Raw genomic sequence first — 17,947 nt, 5'->3', positions numbered from 1 at the left:
TCAGGAAAGGACCCCTCAAATAAAAATACGCCCGACGGCGACACGCCGACCGGACACACTTTCTGCTACTTAACCCCTTGTTCACGGCGTTCGGCTTTGGCGTGTGCGTGGTCTCTGATTGACGAGGTCGCGCGCTCTTTGATGCCTCGCGCTGAACAAGCGTGGTGTTTTGTGGCGTTGGTGGTGAACAAGCGTGGTGTTTTGTGGCGTTGGCGGTGAACAAGCACGCTCTTTTTGGGCGCCGGTGGTGAACAAGCGCGGTGGGAAGAGCGGGATCCGGGCCTCGTGGTCCTTTGCGATACCGGAAATAGCAGAGGGTGGAAATTCTCGCAAAGTGACAGACGGGGCCGCAGAAGAACCGAACTCGCCGGGGCCACGAGTACGCTAGGGAACAACTGACACAACGCTTTCCGGCACGATGCCGGCGTGAATGAAGGAACTCAAATGGCACGATTGTTTGGCACCGACGGTGTCCGTGGCCTTGCGAATGTTGATATTACGGCTGACCTAGCGCTGAAGATCGGTGAAGCTGCTGCTCGCCACTTTGGTGCGGTCCGCAGTGATGGGACGAAAGCACGTGTCGTCATTGGTCGAGATACGCGCATTTCGGGTGAGTTCCTTGAGCACGCTCTGGCTGCCGGGCTTGCAAGCGCAGGCATGGACGTGACTCTTCTTGGCGTTGTGACGACTCCGACCGTTGCCTACCTGACTGCTTCGCAGGACGACATTGACTTGGGTGTCATGATCTCGGCGTCGCACAACCCGATGCCTGACAACGGCATTAAGTTCTTCGCGCACGGTGGCTACAAGCTCCCCGACGCGGTTGAAGATGAGATTGAAGCGCTGATCGGAACCGAGTGGGACCGCCCGACCGGCGACGGCGTCGGTGAGGTCGACGCGCAACATGAGAAGGCGAAGCGCCTGTACGTTGACCATTTGGTGAAGTCCGTGAACACGGACCTGAAGGGTCTGACGATCGTCGTTGACGCCGCTAATGGTGCCGCCTTCGAGCTCGGTCCGCTAACGCTACGTGAAGCGGGTGCCGAGGTCATCGTGATCAACGCTGAACCCGACGGCCGCAATATCAACCACAATGCTGGTTCAACCCACCCTGAAGGCCTGCAGAAGGCAGTCGTCGAGCACAAGGCAGACCTTGGTGTCGCTTACGATGGTGACGCGGACCGTTGCTTAGCAGTCGATGCTGAAGGCAACCTGATCGACGGTGACAAGATCATGGGCGCGCTCGCGGTGGATGCACGTGAGCGTGGCAAGCTCAAGGGAGACACCCTTGTCGTGACCGTGATGTCGAACCTCGGTCTGATTCTCGCGATGCGTGACAAGGGCATTAAGACGGTTCAGACCGCAGTCGGCGACCGCTACGTGCTCGAAGAAATGCGCGCCTCCAACTATGTGCTGGGTGGCGAACAGTCCGGCCACATTATTGACCTCGACCATGCGACGACGGGTGACGGGATTCTATCGTCCCTGCTGGTTGCTCGCATGGTGAAGGAATCCGGTCGCTCCCTGGCGGATCTGACTGCGTTTGTTGAGCGCTTGCCGCAGACCCTCATCAATGTGGGCGGGGTTGACCGTAGCGGTGCAGCGACGAACGAAGCTGTCGCGGCGGCTGTCAAGGCTGGTGAAGCGCAGCTCGGCGATACCGGTCGTGTTCTTCTTCGCCCGTCGGGCACCGAGCCGTTGGTGCGCGTCATGGTTGAGGCCGCCACCCAGGAACAGGCTGATTCTGTAGCAGCGTCACTCGCTGACGTGGTGAAGGAAAACTTGGCGATCTGATACGAGGCACCCGCTTAGGGGTGCGACTGAGACATTCAACGGGCTTGGTAGGGGTATCCTCTACCGAGCCCGTTGAGCTTTGTCTTCACCGCCAGAGGCGTTCAGAGTTCTAGAAGGAGCCTCGTCGCCTGATGCGAACTGGGAAAGCTGGTCGCTAGTCCTTACGTAATAGCAGCGAATCGACGCGGTGATTCTGGTCTTTGTGGAAGATCATCGTGGCGCGTTCACGAGTGGGGGCGATGTTTTCGCGCAGGTTTGGCAAGTTGATTGCCGACCAGACCATGCGCGCTGTCGTTTCGGCCTCCGTGTCCGTCAAACTGGCGTAAGTGCGGAAGAAGGAGTCTTCACGCGAGAAGGCAGTCTGGCGAAGAGTGAGGAACCGGTCGACATACCACTGCTCGATGTCGGATTCTTCAGCATCGACGTAGATCGAGAAGTCGAAGTAGTCAGACACGGAAACACCGAGCGCCCCAGGGTGCAGGCGCGGGGGTTGTAGAACGTTCACGCCCTCGACGATCAGAATGTCGGGAGCCTCGACGTGGAGGATTTTGCCCGGGACAATGTCGTAGACGACATGCGAGTACACGGGAGCAGTGACGTCTGGCGCCCCCGACTTCACGGCGGCCAAGAAATTCAGCAGAGCCTGACGGTCGTAGGACTCCGGGAAGCCCTTGCGTGCCATGATGCCCTTTTCTTCGAGCACGGCGTTCGGATAGAGGAAGCCGTCGGTTGTCACCAGGTCGACGCGCGGGGTGTGCTCCCAACGCTGGAGCAGAAGTTGCAGAAGGCGGGCGACGGTTGACTTTCCAACGGCCACCGAGCCGGCAATTCCGATGACGAAAGGGGTGGGTGTGGGCGCTTGCTCGCCGAGGAAGGTGGCGCGCTCGCGGGCGGTGCGTCGCCTGCCGTCAACGTACAGCTGAAGGAGGGCAGACAAAGGGCGATAAATCGCGTCGACTTCGCTCATGTCGATGGGGTCGCCTAAGGAAGCGATCCTGGTGATGTCTTCTTGGCTCAATGGCAGGGGAGTGTGGTCGACCAACCTATCCCAATCGGCGCGTTCAATGCGCGTAAAAGGGGAGATCGCAGAGTAAGCGTGTGCATTGTGGGAAGTCACGATGGCATTGTCTCGCACTCGCTTGTTCGAATGCACCTTTGAGCCAAAAGTGTGAAGAATGGCGGGTATCTGACGGACGTGGGCAAGGCGACGAGCGCAACTCTGCTAGATGTGTTGGAATTGCTTGCATGTGTGGAATTGTTGGACATATTGGTTGCGCCCCTTCCTCTCGTTCGCGTGAGGTCGTCATGGGGGGCCTCGCTCGCCTGGAATACCGTGGATACGACTCTGCCGGTTTGGCTCTGTCAACTCCGGACGGCCTGAAGGTGATTCGCGCGGTTGGTAAGCTCGCGAACCTTGCTGACGAGATCGAGGCCCAGAAGCCTGCCGATGCTGTTGCTGCAATCGGTCATACTCGTTGGGCGACGCACGGTCGTCCGACTGTTGCGAATGCTCACCCGCATTCGTCTGCAGATGGTCGTTTCGCTCTGGTGCACAATGGCATCATCGAAAATGCTGACGCGTTGCGCGCCGAACTTCGCGCCGATGGCGTCACTTTTGCGTCCGATACGGATACTGAGGTTGTTGTCCACCTGATTGCCAAGATGTACGAGGCCGGGACTGCTGGGCAGTGGGGCGGTTCTCTTGCCGGAGTGCACGCTGGCGAAGATGCTGTTCGTCGCCTGATTGCTGCGATGCGCGCTGTTACTGAGCGCCTGCAGGGCACATTCACGCTGCTACTCGTTTCGGCCGATGTGCCGGAGGTTATTCTTGCGGCACGCCGTTCTTCGCCTCTGGTCGTTGGTTTGGGTGATGGCGAAAACTTCCTTGGTTCTGACGTTTTGGCATTCATTGAGCACACGAATCGCGCTGTCGAGATCGATCAGGATCAGATGGCTGTTGTCACGGCTCGTGGCGTGACTGTTCTTGGCCATGATGGGAATGTTGTTCCGCTCAAGGAATACGAAGTTGACTTCACTTCGGATCGTGCGACGAAGGACGGCTGGCCGACCTTCATGGAAAAGGAAATTCACGAGCAGCCTCGTGGCGTTCGTGAAACCTTGGAAGACCGTATTGATTCCACCGGTCACCTTGCACTCGACGAGGTTCGTATCCCCGAATATATCCTGCGTGGCGTCGACAAGATCGTCATGATCGGTTGCGGTACCGCGTCCTACGCTGGTCAGGTCGCCAAGTACGCGATCGAACACTGGTGCCGTATCCCCGTCGAGGTCGAGCTTTCCTCTGAGTTCCGCTACCGTGACCCAGTCGTCACCGAAAAGACGCTGGTTGTGGCCATCTCGCAGTCCGGTGAAACCATGGACACGATCCAGGCGATCCGTCACGCTCGCGAGCAGGGCGCGAAGGTCGTGGCAATCGTGAACACTCCGGGCTCGACTATTTCGCGTGAGTCCGACGCGGTTCTGCTGACCCACGCGGGCCCGGAAATCGCTGTCGCCTCTACCAAGGCGTTCACGTCTCAGGTCACCGCCTGCTTCATTCTGGGCCTGTACCTTGCCCAAGTTCGTGGCAACAAATACTCCGACGAGATCATCGACTATATGGAAAAACTGGCTGAAGCGCCGGAGAAGATCCAGAAGATCCTCGACCAGGGCGAGGCTGTCCGACAGTTTGCTCGCACCATGAAAGACACGACGTCCGTCATCTACCTCGGTCGCCACGTCGGATACCCGGTAGCCCTTGAAGGCGCCCTGAAGCTCAAGGAAATTTGCTACATCCACGCAGAAGGCTTCGCGGCCGGTGAACTCAAGCACGGCCCGATCGCACTGGTCGACGAAGGCCAGCCGGTCATCATCGTTGTTCCGACCCCGCGTCGTCCCGAACTGCACAACAAGGTTCTAGCAAACATCCAGGAAGTTCGCGCTCGCGGTGCAAAGACCATCGTCATCGCTGAAGAAGGCGACACCTCCGTCGACGAATTCGCTGAAATCGTGTTCAGGATTCCTCCGATCCCGACGCTGTACGCACCCCTCTTAACGGTTGTCCCACTGCAGATCTTCGCCTGCGAACTCGCAACCGTGAAGGGCCTTGACGTCGATCAGCCACGCAACCTCGCTAAGTCTGTGACCGTTGAGTAAGCATCCCTGATTGGACTTTTCCTGCGTCTGCCACACGTCGTGGCAGACGCAGGATTCGTTTCATATGGGCGATTTCGCTTTCGCGGGACAAACCCCACTACCATCGGGCTGTATCCGCTTGTTGACCGAGTATGCGAGCCCGGCCTCGTACACCAAAAACAGGATTGAGATTATCGTGATCGACATTCTCTGGGCGCTCGTCCCATCGATTTTGTTTGGCCTTCAAACCACCCTCACCGGTGCGGTTCACACAACTGACCAGCAGCGTGTTCTCGGTTTGACGACGGGTGGTTTTGTTTTCGCGCTCGCGGTCACGCCCTTCCTGGGGGTCGAGTGGAATGTGCGCGATGTAATCGTCGCTTTCGTCACCGGCTTGATCGTCGGCTGGGGTTTGGTGGACCAGATCCCAGCTTTCAACGTGCTGGGTGTTTCGCGCACGATGCCGGTGTCGACGGGCGGGCAGTTGGCGGCGATCTCGCTGGGTGGTGTTCTTCTGTTCGGCGAATGGCGTCACGGTGGGGCGCTCCCGGTAGGCGTGGTTGCGATTATCGTCCTCATTCTGGGTATTTGGTTCGTGTCGCGCACCGAGGAAGGCTCCGATACGAAGAACCTAGACTGGGCGCGTGGGACACGCCTGCTGGCCACATCGACCTTCGCTTTTTCAAGCTACGTGCTGATCGGTCGTGCATTCGGCCTTGACGGGCCGTCGATTCTGTTGCCACAGGCGACGGGCTACTTCCTTATTGCCCTGATCGCGTACGCCGTCGACGCGCGCCGGAAGGGGGACGAGGCTCCCACGCTACTGAGTGTCCCGATGGCGCAAATGACGGCACTCGGCCTGATGTGGGGTGCCGGCGTCGTCCTGCTCCAGGTCGGCGCTGGACGCGTAGGTGTCGCGACCGGTTTCACCCTGTCCCAGCTGGGCATTCTGATTTCGACTCCTCTCGGTATCCTCTGGCTGGGTGAACACCGCACGGGCAGGGAACTGCGTTGGACGGTCATCGGCGTCGCCCTGGTTATCGTGGGCGCTGTGCTTGCGGGGGTCGCTAAGGGGCTCGACGTCGCCTGAGGTGTTTTTCGTCCGCGCTTGGCGCACATCCCCCGGTCTTCTACTACCGCGCTTGTTCACGGTTCGGGGGTGTATGCGACTGCGCTTGTTCACCGTGGCGACACCGCGCTTGTTCACCGTTCATCCGCCTTTTCGCCCGGACGCGTTGAAAGCGACGATTGTCTGACGCTTCCTCGCGTGTGCGCGCTTGTTCACCGCGCGGCGCCGACCCCTGAGAGTGAAGAAACCGCGACAATCCGCGCAATAGGTTGATGCGTACCCAAAGGGGTGACACTATCACTGCATGATCTTCGTGAACGATCGCGCGACTGCGCGTGCCATTGAGGCTGACTTTTTAGCACGCCACACAGATGCAAGAGATAGCGATCCGGATTGGTTAATGAAGCGAGCGGCACACGCAGTAGCTGAAGCCGTGACCGCGCTTGTTCACCGTTCACCCGCCTTTTCACCCGAACGCGTTGAAAGCGACGATTGTCTGACGCTTCCTCGTGTGTGCGCGCTTGTTGGAGGCGGGGACAACGGAGGCGATGCTCTGTATACGCTCGCCTACCTAGCTGAACAGGGGTTTTCCTGCTCGGCTCTGCTTCTTGCTCCGAAGTCTCATTCACGAGGCCGATCAGTTGCGCTTGAGGCAGGTGTGCAGATTCTTGATGCTTACGCGCTTGTTCAGGAAAAGCTTGCCGATCAGCAGGATCCAATCGGTGGCGCTGACGGTGAACAAGCGCGGTCGAAGTTGTGGGCGCTCACTGACATTTCAAGCATGGCCACGGCTTTGGAAGCTCCTATCTGGATCGATGGAATTCTTGGCATTGGCGCGTCAGGCGAGCTTCGGGAACCGACACGCTCGTTCATCGATGAGCTTGCCCAGCTTCAACAAGCGCGGGGAGTGAAGGTCGTCGCAGTCGACGTACCTTCCGGGCAGTTCTCAGATGATGGGGAAGTGACTGGGCCCGTAGTGTCTGCGACAACGACCGTCACTATGGGATTGGTGAAGACACCACTCGTCCTCCCTCCCTCCGCCTATTACGCGGGGACTCTGCAGTGTGTTCCGCTGGGTTTTAACGCCCAGGAATCAGACGTTCGAGTCGTGAGCGACCAGGATATTGCCCGCACGGTCATTCGCCCCGATTGGACGGACCACAAGTACACGCGCGGAGCCGCAGGCTTGGTAGCCGGCTCGGAAACTTACCCCGGAGCAGGGATCCTGACTTGTCTGGGTGCCAGCTATTCCGGCGTGGGCATGGTGCGTCTTGATGCGCCCGAACGAGTCCTTGACCTGGTGCTGACGCGCGAGCCGGGGATCGTTGGTGTCGGTGGTCGAATTCAGGCGGGTCTGGTTGGTCCGGGAATGGATGATGACACGCGTGTGAACGCGCTTGAGCTGGCAAAGTTCTGCGTTGCCTCGCATCTTCCCCTGATTGTCGATGCTGGCGCGCTGTCCTTTGTCCGAGAAGTGGCGACGATGGGAGGCTTGGAGCGGGTGCTCCTCACCCCTCACGCGGGCGAAGCCGAGGCTATATTCAGCCAATGGGGTCAGAAGCGCCCCCGCTGGTGGGTTGAGCAGTGCCCGGTAGAGGCAGCACGTCTTCTTGCGAAGCTCAGTGGAGCAAACGTGTTGCTGAAAGGAGCCTCGTGCATTCTTTCAACACCGCACGGTGAAATCGTTGCTGTTCCGCGAGGGAGTGGCTGGGCTGGAGTCGCAGGAAGTGGTGATGTGCTGGCGGGCGTGCTCGCAGGCTTTGCGGCTCAGTGGGGTGCAAAGAATGAACGAGGCTCATCAACTACTTCGCTTGTTGAAGCTCTGGCTGCGGGCGCGCTTGTTCACGCGCGTGCCGGCGAACGCGCTGCATCGAAGGTGAGTGTGAGCGGTGGCCCGGTGACCGCAATCCAGATTGCAAGATGCGTGTCGAGCGTGATCGGGGAGTTGCTCGCCTGATTTTTACTGCGCTTGTTCAGCACTCCGTTTCACCAAATTGTTTCTGACCAGCTGTTTTCTTCAACAAGCGCGGTGTTGTTTGACGAGTAAACGGTGAACAAGCGCGGTCGGTTTGGTGAACAAGCGCGGTGGGAGACGCGCGAATCTGAAGATGGGAGCGACGATGATGGCCCTCCGTAACGTGCGCTTGTACACCGGTGCGATACTAGAAGCGTGATGAACGAAGAATCTTCCGCTTTCGCCCAGTACCCGGCGCGCGCTGTCGTTGACCTCAGCGCCATTGCCGACAATCTGGCGGTGCTGAAACAATCTGCGCCGACGGCCATTCAGATGGCAGTTGTCAAGGCAGACGCCTACGGGCATGGAATTCTTCCCGTTGCGATGACTGCGCTTGAGGCAGGAGCCTCGTGGCTCGGTGTCGCGCAACTCGGTGAAGCACTCGCTCTGCGATACGCGCTCGACGAAGCTGGAGTAGCACGTGAGAAAGCGCCGATTCTGACCTGGATTGCCCCCTCGGGAGCTGACTGGGCACAGGCACTCGAAGCAGACTTGGATCTGTCGGTGTCGTGGACCTGGGTGCTGGCGCAGATCTGCGCGGCTGCACGCGAAACTGGTAAGAAGGCGCGCATTCACGTGAAAATCGATACGGGCATGTCGCGCGCGGGTTCGACGCTCGCGGATTTGCCAGCACTCGCTTCGGCAGTGCGAATGGCCCGCGACGAGGGTCTTGTCGAGGTGATCGGCGCGTGGAGTCACCTGTCGCGCGCGGACGACCCCAGCGACGAGGGTAATGCGTCGACCGCCTCGCATGTTCGATTTTTCGAGGCCGGTTGCACGATTCTGGCGCAGGCTGGAATTAGGCCGGAACTTCGCCACCTGAGTGCCACATCAGGCATCCTCTGGCATCCCGAAGCGCACTACGACATGGTGCGCGCCGGCATCGGTATGTACGGACTGAGCCCCGACCCCGCCGTGGCGTCCGCATCTGACTTGGGCTTGCGTCCCGCGATGACCCTGCAAGCGCCACTGACCAGTGTCAAAGTGATCGAAGAGGACACCCCCGCTTCATACGGTGGCACGTGGCGTTCACCCTCGAGGCGCTGGGTCGGTCTGGTGCCCCTCGGATATGCCGACGGTATTCTGCGCTCCGGATCGAACGGCGCCCCCGTCCTTGTCAACACGGATAGGGAGCCGATTCGCGCGCATATTGTGGGCCGAGTGTGTATGGACCAGTTCATCATCGACCTTGGCCCGGCATCGGGTGAAGCGCGTCTGCCCACCGGCCGCACCGAGAATGCGCCCGCACAGGTTGGCGACGGCGTCATCCTTTTCGGTGACCCAGCCACCGGCGCGCCACTGGCTGACGAATGGGCAAGCCAAGCCGGCACCATCAACTACGAAATCGTTGCCCGCTTGGGTGAACGCATCCCGCGCCTCTATATTGGCACGACCCGACGTGAGGAGAACCGTTCATGACCGCTGAACCCCAATCGCTGGAGACCGCTTCCGCTGATGAAACGCGGTGCCTGGGGCGCGCCTTGGGCGAAAACCTGCGCGCCGGCGATCTCATCATGTTGCGTGGCGGTCTGGGCGCCGGCAAGACGACGTTCACTCAAGGCCTGGGCGAAGGCATCGGGGTACGAGGCCGTGTGGCATCCCCGACATTCATCGTGGCCCGCGTTCACCCGAACCTCGGCGACGGTCCTGACTTGATCCACGCCGACGCCTACCGTATCCGCGACCTCGAAGACCTCGAAACCCTGGACCTTGATTCTTCTCTGGCAGAGTCCGTGACCGTCGTCGAATGGGGCGAAGGCAAGACGGAATCCCTGTCTGATGAGCGCCTCGAAATTGATGTCACGCGCAAGACCGGTGGTGAAGCTGCCCACGACGGAGACGCGATCAACCTCGAAACGATGGATGACGGCGAGCGCACCATTACACTCCACCCGCACGGCACCCGTTGGGATGGCGTTCTCGAAGCAGTCATGGCACGCGCCAGCGAACTGATTGCCACCTTGGACGAAGACTGATTGGCAAGCCCCGTGTTTCTTGGACCCGCCCGCTCCCGAACCTCGCGTCGTGACCCGCTGATCCGACGAGTAGGATTGCCCTTGTGATTGAACTGAGCCTTGATACCTCCGCCGCCACGATCATTTCTCTCTTGAAAGACGGAACCGTGGTGGGACACGCTCGCAACGAATCGACCCGTCACCACGCGGAATCGATCACCGAGCTTGTCCGCGAGGCCCTCGATCAAGCCGGTCTGCCGGTCGAGGCGAAGGACGCTGGTATTGAACGCGTGCTGGTTGGTACCGGGCCGGCACCGTTTACCGGTTTGCGCGCGGGCCTCGTCTCCGCGCGAGTGTTTGCGCTTGCGACAGGCGCGCCCGTCTACGGTGCCTCAAGCTTGGATGTCATTGCCCGCCAGACACTCGACTTGCTTCCTCCGGACACCCACGTGTACGCCGTTTCTGATGCGCGCCGTAAGGAACTGTACTGGGGACACTACGTCGCAGAAGGTGCCGATGATGTGCGGTTGATCGGTCGCCTTGAGGTCGGCACGGCTCAGAGCCTGCTCAACTCGATGCGTGAGGCGGACGGTCTGATCATCAGCGCGGGTGAACTTCCCGCTCACTCCGTCGACTGCCTTGCCCCCGCGGGTAAGGGGCCGATCGTTGATGGAGATCCGGCAGTTCTGTCGCGTATCGTTTCTGCTCGTTTGGCCAAGGGCGAAGAAGATCGCCTCAGCACCGAGCCACTCTACCTGCGCCGTCCTGAGATTCACGGCCAGCCGATGGAGCGCATGTGACCGGCGCTCCGCTTGAGTTCCATCAGGCAAAGCCGGGGGATGAAGAGATCCTGGTTGCGCTTGAAGAAGCTCTTTTCCCGGAGGATCCGTGGACGTGGGGAATGATCGCCGACGAGCTGGCCTCCCCATTTTCCACCTACTACCTGGCGGCATTCCCAGATGGCCCTGACCTGCAGGTTGTCGGCTACGGGGGAGTGAAAGTGGTGGGCGACGGCGCCGACATTATGACAATCGGCGTTTTCCCTCATTTACGAGGCCAAGGTCTGGGTAAGCAGATTCTCGACCTGCTGGTATCTCGCGCACGTGAAGCTGGAGCCGACTATGTGTTTCTTGAAGTTCGCGAGTCGAATGAAGCTGCGCGACGCCTCTATGAACGTTCGGGTTTTATCGTCCTAGATCGCTTGAGTGGGTATTTTAAGAATCCACTCGAAGACGGCATCGCCATGCGATTGGAGCTGACGAACTGAAAGCGTGGGCGGCCTCGTCCCTTCAACGTCGAACGTGACGGTGGCGGAAGAGAACACCCAAGTAGGCGCGCACCTGCGTTTTACGACGGGTTTCGCAAAACTGTCATATGCTCGAAATTTGAAACAGGACGGTTAGGTAAAAGGCAGTCAGCACCCGCCTGAAATGCCTCTGTCACACGCGTAACCAGCCCCCAAAACGCCAAGGATGCCCCCTAGAATTTTGCTAAATTACGCGGAAAACTGCGCTGGCAAAACGCTCGTCTAGGACCAAGGGCGGACAACGGTCCTAAAATGCGCGAAGACGTGTGGATATTCTTGGGACATGGCCACTACAAATGTCGCAACGAAGAAGCGCCGCGCGTGGACCACCAGTGTTTTTATTAAGCAGCTGATGGCCATCTCGGGCTTCATTTTCGTCTTCTTCCTGCTGTTCCACTCCTACGGCAACCTCAAGATGTTCCTCGGTCAGGAAGCGTATGACCATTACGCACATTGGCTGAAGGAAGAGGCTTTCGTGCCGATCTTCCCGCACGGCGGATTTATCTGGGTCTTCCGCGCCGCGATGCTCCTGATGCTTGTTATCCATCTGTACGCAGCTGCATACACGTGGAAGCGTTCGCGTCGCGCACGTTCGACCCGCTACGTCGTGAAGAAGTCCGTTACCGATTCGTACGCTGCGCGCACCATGCGCATGTCCGGCGTTCTGATTCTGTTCCTCTTCGTCTTCCACATCCTGCACTTCACGACCGGTACCGTCCGCACTGGCTTCACCGCTGATTCGACGCCTTACGAGCGCATGGTTGCATCGTTCAATTCGCCCCTGCTCGTCATCGTGTACGCAATCTTCGTCGGTCTTGCATGCGTTCACGTTTCGCACGGCTTCTGGTCCATGTTCCAGACGCTCGGTTGGGTTCGCCCCGCGACTCGTAAGCCGATGATCGTCCTCTCCGGCCTCGTTGGCGCCATCATCTTCGTGATGTTCATGGCACCTCCGATCGCAATCGCCGCCGGAATCATCTCTTGAGGAAGCTGATTACTCATGACTGAAACCCTGATTAAGGGCCTCTACCGTGAAGGCGATAAGATCGCTGACACCAAGGCTCCTCTCGATGTGCCGATCGCCGAATGCTGGGAACAGCGTAAGTTCTCCGCCGCTCTGGTGAACCCGGCTAACCGTCGTAAGCTCCGTGTCATCATCGTTGGCACCGGCCTTGCGGGTGGCGCTGCTGCCGCTTCGCTCGGCGAAATGGGCTACAACGTCGACGTGTTCTTCTACCAGGATTCCGCTCGTCGCGCGCACTCCATTGCTGCGCAGGGTGGTATCAACGCTGCGAAGAACTACCGCAACGACAATGACTCCGTCTACCGCCTCTTCTACGACACGGTTAAGGGTGGTGACTACCGCGCCCGCGAAACCAACGTCTACCGTCTGGCAGAGGTCAGCGCGAACATCATCGACCAGTGCGTCGCACAGGGCGTTCCGTTCGCACGCGAATACGGTGGTCTGCTCGACAACCGCTCTTTCGGTGGTGTCCAGGTCTCCCGTACGTTCTACGCGCGTGGCCAGACAGGTCAGCAGCTCCTGATCGGCGCCTACCAGGCGCTGGAACGTCAGGTTGCAGCCGGCACGGTCAAGGAATACTCGCGCCACGAAATGGTTGAGATCATCGTTTCCGATGGTCGCGCCCGTGGCATTGTCGCCCGTGACATGGCAACCGGCAAGCTGGAAACCTACGTCGCTGACGCGGTTGTCCTGGCAACCGGTGGTTACGGCAATGTCTTCTTCCTGTCGACCAACGCGATGGGGTGTAACGCCACCGCAATCTGGCGCGCATACCGCAAGGGCGCCTACTTCGGTAACCCCTGCTTCACGCAGATCCACCCGACCTGCATCCCGCAGCACGGAGATCAGCAGTCGAAGCTGACCCTCATGTCGGAGTCTCTCCGTAATGACGGTCGTATTTGGGTTCCCAAGAAGGCTGAAGACTGCGAAAAGGACCCGCGTCAGATCCCCGAAGAGGATCGCGACTACTACCTGGAGCGCATCTACCCGTCCTTCGGCAACCTGGTTCCCCGCGATATTGCATCGCGTCAGGCAAAGAACATGTGTGACGAAGGTCGTGGCGTCGGCCCGAAGATCGCCGGCGTCGCCCGCGGCGTCTACCTCGACTTCGCCGATGCGATCGAGCGCATGGGTGTGGCCGCCGTCTCTGCGAAGTACGGCAACCTGTTCGATATGTACGAGCGCATTACGGGCGACAACCCCTACGAGGTCCCGATGCGCATCTACCCGGCAGTCCACTACACCATGGGCGGGCTGTGGGTTGACTACGATCTCGAGTCCAACCTTCCCGGTCTGTACGTTGCTGGCGAAGCAAACTTCTCCGACCACGGCGCCAACCGCCTGGGTGCATCCGCGCTCATGCAGGGGCTGTCGGACGGCTACTTCGTCCTGCCGAACACAATCAACGATTACCTCTCCAAGTGCTTCAACCTGCCGAAGCTGGACGAATCGTCCGCTGACGTTGTCGAAGCTCTCTCGACGGCTCAGAAGCGCATCGACACCCTGATGTCGATCAACGGTTCCCGCTCGGTTGATTCCTTCCACAAGGAACTCGGCCACATCATGTGGGAATACTGCGGTATGGAGCGCACCGAGGAAGGCCTGAAGAAGGCAATCGGTATGATCCGCGAACTTCGCAAAGAGTACTGGCAGAACGTTCGCGTTCCCGGCAAATCCATTGGTGAACTCAACCAGTCCCTCGAAAAGGCTGGTCGCGTTGCCGACTTTATGGAGCTTGGTGAACTCATGTGCATCGACGCTCTTCACCGCGAGGAATCCTGTGGCGGCCACTTCCGCGCCGAGTCACAGACCCCCGAAGGTGAAGCGCTTCGTGATGACGACAAGTTCCTGTACGTCGCCGCGTGGGAGTGGGGTGGCGAAGACCAGCCACCGATCCTCCACAAGGAAGACCTCATTTACAACAACATCGAGCTGAAGCAGCGGAGCTACAAGTGAACCTGACACTGAAGATCTGGCGCCAAGATGGTCCCGAGGACCGTGGCGCGATGCACGAGTACCAGGTGAAGGGAATCTCCGAGGAGTCGTCCTTCCTTGAAATGCTCGACGTCCTCAATGAGGAACTCTTCGCACGTGGTGAAGAGCCCATCGCATTCGATTCTGACTGCCGTGAAGGCATCTGCGGTCAGTGTGGCATTGTCATCAACGGCATTGCCCACGGTCCAGAGGTCACCACGACCTGCCAGCTTCACATGCGTACTTTCCATGACGGTGACACCATCACCATTGAGCCGTGGCGTGCAGAAGCATTCCCGGTCATCAAGGATCTGGTTGTCAACCGTTCCGCACTGGACCGCATCATTCAGGCTGGTGGCTACATTTCAGTCAACACTGGTGCAGCCCCGGATGCTCACGCAACCCCGGTCCCGAAGCAGGACGCAGACCGCGCATTCGAAGCGGCTGCATGCATCGGCTGTGGCGCTTGCGTGGCAGCCTGCCCGAACGCTTCGGCGATGCTGTTCACCTCGGCTAAGGTGACACACCTCCAGCTTCTGCCCCAGGGCAAGCCGGAGAACTACAAGCGCGTTGTCAACATGCTCAACCAGATGGATGAAGAGAGCTTCGGCTCCTGCACCAACATCGGTGAGTGTGCTGCGGTTTGCCCGAAGCAGATCCCGCTTGACGTCATTTCCACGCTGAACCGTCAGCTCGGAAAGGCTGCCCTGAAGGGCATCTGATCCGGCTTGTGGCCTTCGCGGGGTCCCGGTGGTTTGCCACCGGGACCCCGCTTTCATTTATGTTTGCATACATTACCAAGAGGGAGGTTGAGGAGTGGATGTGTGCGGGCATCGATTGTTATTCACTAGCAAGCGAGTTATTGCTACTCTCACAGGTGGTGAGTAAGGTAACACTTACGTATCAAATCAGTTGCTTTCGTAAGGGAGCGACATGATAATCGAGAGGATTTCAGCGTGCATTTTGCCTTGCCCACAGTTCAAGAGGTTGTCTGTGAGCATGAGCCGCTATGAATCGGAAGCAGCCACATTATCCCTTTCTATTTGCCTATTTCTTTAACTGCAGGTCTGTGTATTCCGGATGTTTCAACAGTTCGATCAGCCACCTATTTCTAACTCGCGAGAATATACCTTTCACCTTTGCTTGCAATAGCGCATACTTCAATCCCTGGGCATTTGCCCATACAACACAGAGAGGCTCGTGAAGATGCGAGCCACACGAAGAAGGAAAGCATATGAGAACTCGTACGAAAGCGTTGATCAGCGGATGTGCCAGCGCGGTGCTTGTCTTAGTTCCACTTGCTACGCAGGCTACCCCCAATGCTGAGGTGCCTGAAAGTCCGGCGAAGACTGAAGAAAGCGTAAGCCCTGTTCTTTCTGAAGATAATGTGCTCCCTGTTGCGCCCGAATCTGGGAAGCCGGATACCCCAGCAGAAGAGAAGTCTGACTCTGGTGCTTTAGTCACCTCTTCTGAAACAGAATCAGCTCCTCAGCCAGCACGCCCAGGGGGAGACATTGTCATGCTCAACCTCTACACCCTCACTGACGTTCATGGGCATATCGAGCAAGTGAAGGACAAATCAGGAAAAGTCACAGAGGCCGGGCTTTCGGCGATGAGTTGCTACCTGAAGAAAGCACGCACCGATAACCCGAACTCCTCTTTTACTCTGCTTGGTGACAATATCGGAGCCTCTCCCTACACCTCTGGTTCATTGAAGGACAATCCGACGATTGCGGCCCTCAATACGCTTGATCCTCTCGCTTCTACCATTGGCAACCACGAATTCGACATGGGGCAAGCAGTGTTCAAACAGCGTGTCGATGGTTCGAACCCCGCTGAATACGTTCAGGTGGGATTCCCTTATCTTGGGGCCAACGTTCAGGGAATGGGGACTTGGGATTCAGGAACGAAACCCTATCTCGGTGACTACAAGGTCTGGGATTCTCCGGCGGGCGTCAAGGTCGCGTTCATCGGTGCCATTGCTGAGGATGTTCCTTCCAAGCTGAGCCCAGGGGTAACCGATGGACTCACGTTCACGAATCCGATCGAGAAGATCAATAACCTTGCTGCTTCGCTCAAGTCTGATGGGGACGCACAGGTTGTCATCGCCATGCTTGATGATGATGTGAAAAACAACTATCCGAAGGTGTCTGCTGACGTTGATGGCATCATGGGTGGTGACACGCACGTCCCCTACGAGTTCGACAAGGTTGACTCTGCAGAGAAACTTGATTCTCAGAACTCGCTGCTTGCTGGCGTTGCTTCGGGCTCCTACACAGACAACCTCGGTCTGATTCGTATCAGCTACGACACTGCGAATAATAAGGTAGTCAAGGCAGACGCTCAGATCATCTCCGCTGCAACAGTCGCTGATTGTGGAGATGACGCAGTGACACAGGCAATCGTTGACGACGCTGTCAGCAAGTCCGAACAAGCGGGCAATCGCGTTGTAGGTACCGGCTATCAACAGCGTTTCAATCGAGGAGTTTTCGCTGCTCCCGACAAGGATCCGGTTGCTGGCTCAAACCGTGGTATCGAATCGAGCCTCGGCGATTTCGTCGCTGACATGTTCAAGGATAAGATCACGACCACTTCGGGTAAGGGCGTAGATATCGGTGTCGTCGTTGCCGGTGACTTGCGTGCGGATCTAGTTCCGAACGAAGCAGGGGAAATTACCTACAAGCAAACATATGATGTCTTGCCGTGGTCGAACGAACTCGGCTATGTGACACTGACAGGTGCAGATTTCAAACTTGCGCTCGAGCAGCAGTGGAAGGCTCTCTCAGAGCAGAATTCTCGACCGCTTCTCAAGCTCAACCTTTCTTCTAACGTTCACTACACCTATGATCCTCTAGCTGAAGTGGGACACCGTATCACCTCAGTGACCATCAATGGCGAGCCTCTTAATGACACAACGGAATACACGATCGGATCGAATTCTTACATCCTGACGGGCGGCGATTCCTTTGATGCGTTTAAGAAGGGCGCCTTTATGAATAGTGGCTATTTGGATCGGGATAAGTTCAATGAGTACCTCGGTGAGCATTCGAATAAGAATGCGGCTCCGCGTGCACTGAAGTCCTCTATCGGCATCACCCTCCCTGAGGGGCCCGTTGAGAATGGTGCCACAGTTGACATTGCTCTGCGCGGGCTATCCTTCTCTGAAGGTCCTTCGATCACAAAGAAGGTGCGAGTCGCGATTGGAGGGGAGGCTTCCGAAGAAAATGTTGATAATTCGCTCGTCGAAGCACACTCTTCAGATGAAAGTTCCGTGATCACTACCGATGGTGCGGGACGTGCGACTGTTTCTGTTGTTGCAAATGGTGCCTGTGAGGGTAAGGAATCCGGAGAAATCGTGGCAACTCCGGTTGTTGTCGAGACTGATTTCGGTCCGGTCGTTGAAGCGTCTGCCGGTTTGACGATTCCGGTGAAGTGTGGGGACGTTCCTGCCCCTGCATCGAAGCCACACAAGCAGCTTGCCAAGACTGGTGCAAATGATCTGCCTGCACTTCTCGGTACCGTTCTGCTGGGGGCCGGAACAATGCTCGTGCTAGCCCGCAAGCGTCACTAACTCTGCTGAAACAGCCTCAAACCCTGAAGCACACGCTCCCCAGAAGTTGGATTGGTAGTTTCTTTCTTCTGGGGAGCGTGCCTGTGTTGATGTTGAACCGTCAGG

General features: G+C 58.2%; 13 protein-coding genes. 12 read left to right on the top strand and 1 reads right to left on the bottom strand.

The window, feature by feature from the left end:
- Positions 1 to 444 precede the first annotated feature (444 nt).
- Entirely contained in the window at positions 445 to 1,794 is a 1,350-nt protein-coding gene (glmM, locus tag QP109_RS03335; protein ID WP_285023286.1) for a phosphoglucosamine mutase, read from the top strand.
- Between the two features lie 154 nt (positions 1,795 to 1,948).
- Here glmM and coaA read toward each other — a convergent pair whose 3' ends face one another.
- On the bottom strand, positions 1,949 to 2,911 hold the full coding sequence (gene coaA / locus QP109_RS03330; protein WP_285023284.1) for a type I pantothenate kinase: 963 nt from the start codon (positions 2,909 to 2,911) through the stop codon (positions 1,949 to 1,951).
- A gap of 128 nt (positions 2,912 to 3,039) precedes the next feature.
- On the opposite strand from coaA, the gene glmS reads away from it, so the two are divergent.
- The 11 genes from glmS to QP109_RS03275 all read left to right on the top strand — a co-directional run bounded on the left by glmS (position 3,040) and on the right by QP109_RS03275 (position 17,842).
- Positions 3,040 to 4,950 carry a glutamine--fructose-6-phosphate transaminase (isomerizing) gene (gene glmS / locus QP109_RS03325; RefSeq protein ID WP_285023283.1) on the top strand — a complete coding sequence of 637 codons (1,911 nt, stop codon included), beginning with the start codon at positions 3,040 to 3,042 and terminating at the stop codon, positions 4,948 to 4,950.
- Positions 4,951 to 5,014: 64 nt separating this feature from the next.
- Positions 5,015 to 6,019: a GRP family sugar transporter gene (locus QP109_RS03320; protein WP_243381093.1), complete on the top strand. Its 1,005-nt coding sequence runs from the start codon at positions 5,015 to 5,017 to the stop codon at positions 6,017 to 6,019.
- A 283-nt stretch (positions 6,020 to 6,302) separates the two neighbouring features.
- The gene (locus QP109_RS03315) at positions 6,303 to 7,955 is read left to right on the top strand and encodes a bifunctional ADP-dependent NAD(P)H-hydrate dehydratase/NAD(P)H-hydrate epimerase (RefSeq protein ID WP_285023282.1); all 1,653 of its coding nucleotides are present in this window, start codon (positions 6,303 to 6,305) and stop codon (positions 7,953 to 7,955) included.
- 216 nt (positions 7,956 to 8,171) lie between these two features.
- Positions 8,172 to 9,431 (top strand): alanine racemase, encoded by a 1,260-nt coding sequence (alr, locus tag QP109_RS03310; protein ID WP_285023292.1) that lies wholly within the window; start codon positions 8,172 to 8,174, stop codon positions 9,429 to 9,431.
- Positions 9,428 to 9,988, top strand: coding sequence for a tRNA (adenosine(37)-N6)-threonylcarbamoyltransferase complex ATPase subunit type 1 TsaE (gene tsaE / locus QP109_RS03305; protein WP_285023280.1), 561 nt, complete (start codon positions 9,428 to 9,430; stop codon positions 9,986 to 9,988). The genes alr and tsaE overlap by 4 nt, the downstream gene beginning before the upstream one ends.
- An 83-nt stretch (positions 9,989 to 10,071) precedes the next feature.
- Entirely contained in the window at positions 10,072 to 10,767 is a 696-nt protein-coding gene (gene tsaB / locus QP109_RS03300; protein WP_285023278.1) for a tRNA (adenosine(37)-N6)-threonylcarbamoyltransferase complex dimerization subunit type 1 TsaB, read from the top strand.
- Positions 10,764 to 11,234 (top strand): ribosomal protein S18-alanine N-acetyltransferase, encoded by a 471-nt coding sequence (gene rimI / locus QP109_RS03295; RefSeq protein WP_285023276.1) that lies wholly within the window; start codon positions 10,764 to 10,766, stop codon positions 11,232 to 11,234. Before tsaB ends, rimI begins: the two co-directional genes overlap by 4 nt.
- A 322-nt stretch (positions 11,235 to 11,556) precedes the next feature.
- Complete coding sequence (locus QP109_RS03290) at positions 11,557 to 12,258, top strand: succinate dehydrogenase cytochrome b subunit (protein WP_285023274.1); 702 nt, start codon at positions 11,557 to 11,559, stop codon at positions 12,256 to 12,258.
- A gap of 15 nt (positions 12,259 to 12,273) precedes the next feature.
- The gene (locus tag QP109_RS03285; protein WP_101627617.1) at positions 12,274 to 14,253 is read left to right on the top strand and encodes a fumarate reductase/succinate dehydrogenase flavoprotein subunit; all 1,980 of its coding nucleotides are present in this window, start codon (positions 12,274 to 12,276) and stop codon (positions 14,251 to 14,253) included.
- Positions 14,250 to 14,993, top strand: a complete 744-nt coding sequence (locus QP109_RS03280) for a succinate dehydrogenase/fumarate reductase iron-sulfur subunit (protein ID WP_285023272.1) — start codon at positions 14,250 to 14,252, stop codon at positions 14,991 to 14,993. The genes QP109_RS03285 and QP109_RS03280 overlap by 4 nt, the downstream gene beginning before the upstream one ends.
- A gap of 512 nt (positions 14,994 to 15,505) precedes the next feature.
- A complete protein-coding gene (locus QP109_RS03275; protein WP_502929271.1) occupies positions 15,506 to 17,842 on the top strand; it encodes a bifunctional metallophosphatase/5'-nucleotidase in 2,337 nt (778 codons plus the stop codon).
- The last annotated feature ends 105 nt before the right edge of the window (positions 17,843 to 17,947 follow it).

It is taken from the genome of Pauljensenia sp. UMB9872 (genome assembly GCF_030212665.1).
Classification (GTDB): domain Bacteria; phylum Actinomycetota; class Actinomycetes; order Actinomycetales; family Actinomycetaceae; genus Pauljensenia; species Pauljensenia turicensis_B.
Note: the sequence above shows the minus strand (reverse complement) of the source record. Positions and strands in the feature narration are given on the sequence as shown.

Excerpts from the sequence above, each read along its gene's own strand:
- glmM (WP_285023286.1), top strand. The coding sequence starts at position 445 with ATGGCACGATTGTTTGGCACCGACGGTGTCCGTGGCCTTGCGAATGTT.
- QP109_RS03285 (WP_101627617.1), top strand. The coding sequence starts at position 12,274 with ATGACTGAAACCCTGATTAAGGGCCTCTACCGTGAAGGCGATAAGATC.
- QP109_RS03315 (WP_285023282.1), top strand. The coding sequence starts at position 6,303 with ATGATCTTCGTGAACGATCGCGCGACTGCGCGTGCCATTGAGGCTGAC.
- QP109_RS03290 (WP_285023274.1), top strand. The coding sequence starts at position 11,557 with ATGGCCACTACAAATGTCGCAACGAAGAAGCGCCGCGCGTGGACCACC.
- QP109_RS03275 (WP_502929271.1), top strand. The coding sequence starts at position 15,506 with ATGAGAACTCGTACGAAAGCGTTGATCAGCGGATGTGCCAGCGCGGTG.
- tsaE (WP_285023280.1), top strand. The coding sequence starts at position 9,428 with ATGACCGCTGAACCCCAATCGCTGGAGACCGCTTCCGCTGATGAAACG.
- alr (WP_285023292.1), top strand. The coding sequence starts at position 8,172 with ATGAACGAAGAATCTTCCGCTTTCGCCCAGTACCCGGCGCGCGCTGTC.
- glmS (WP_285023283.1), top strand. The coding sequence starts at position 3,040 with ATGTGTGGAATTGTTGGACATATTGGTTGCGCCCCTTCCTCTCGTTCG.
- QP109_RS03320 (WP_243381093.1), top strand. The coding sequence starts at position 5,015 with ATGGGCGATTTCGCTTTCGCGGGACAAACCCCACTACCATCGGGCTGT.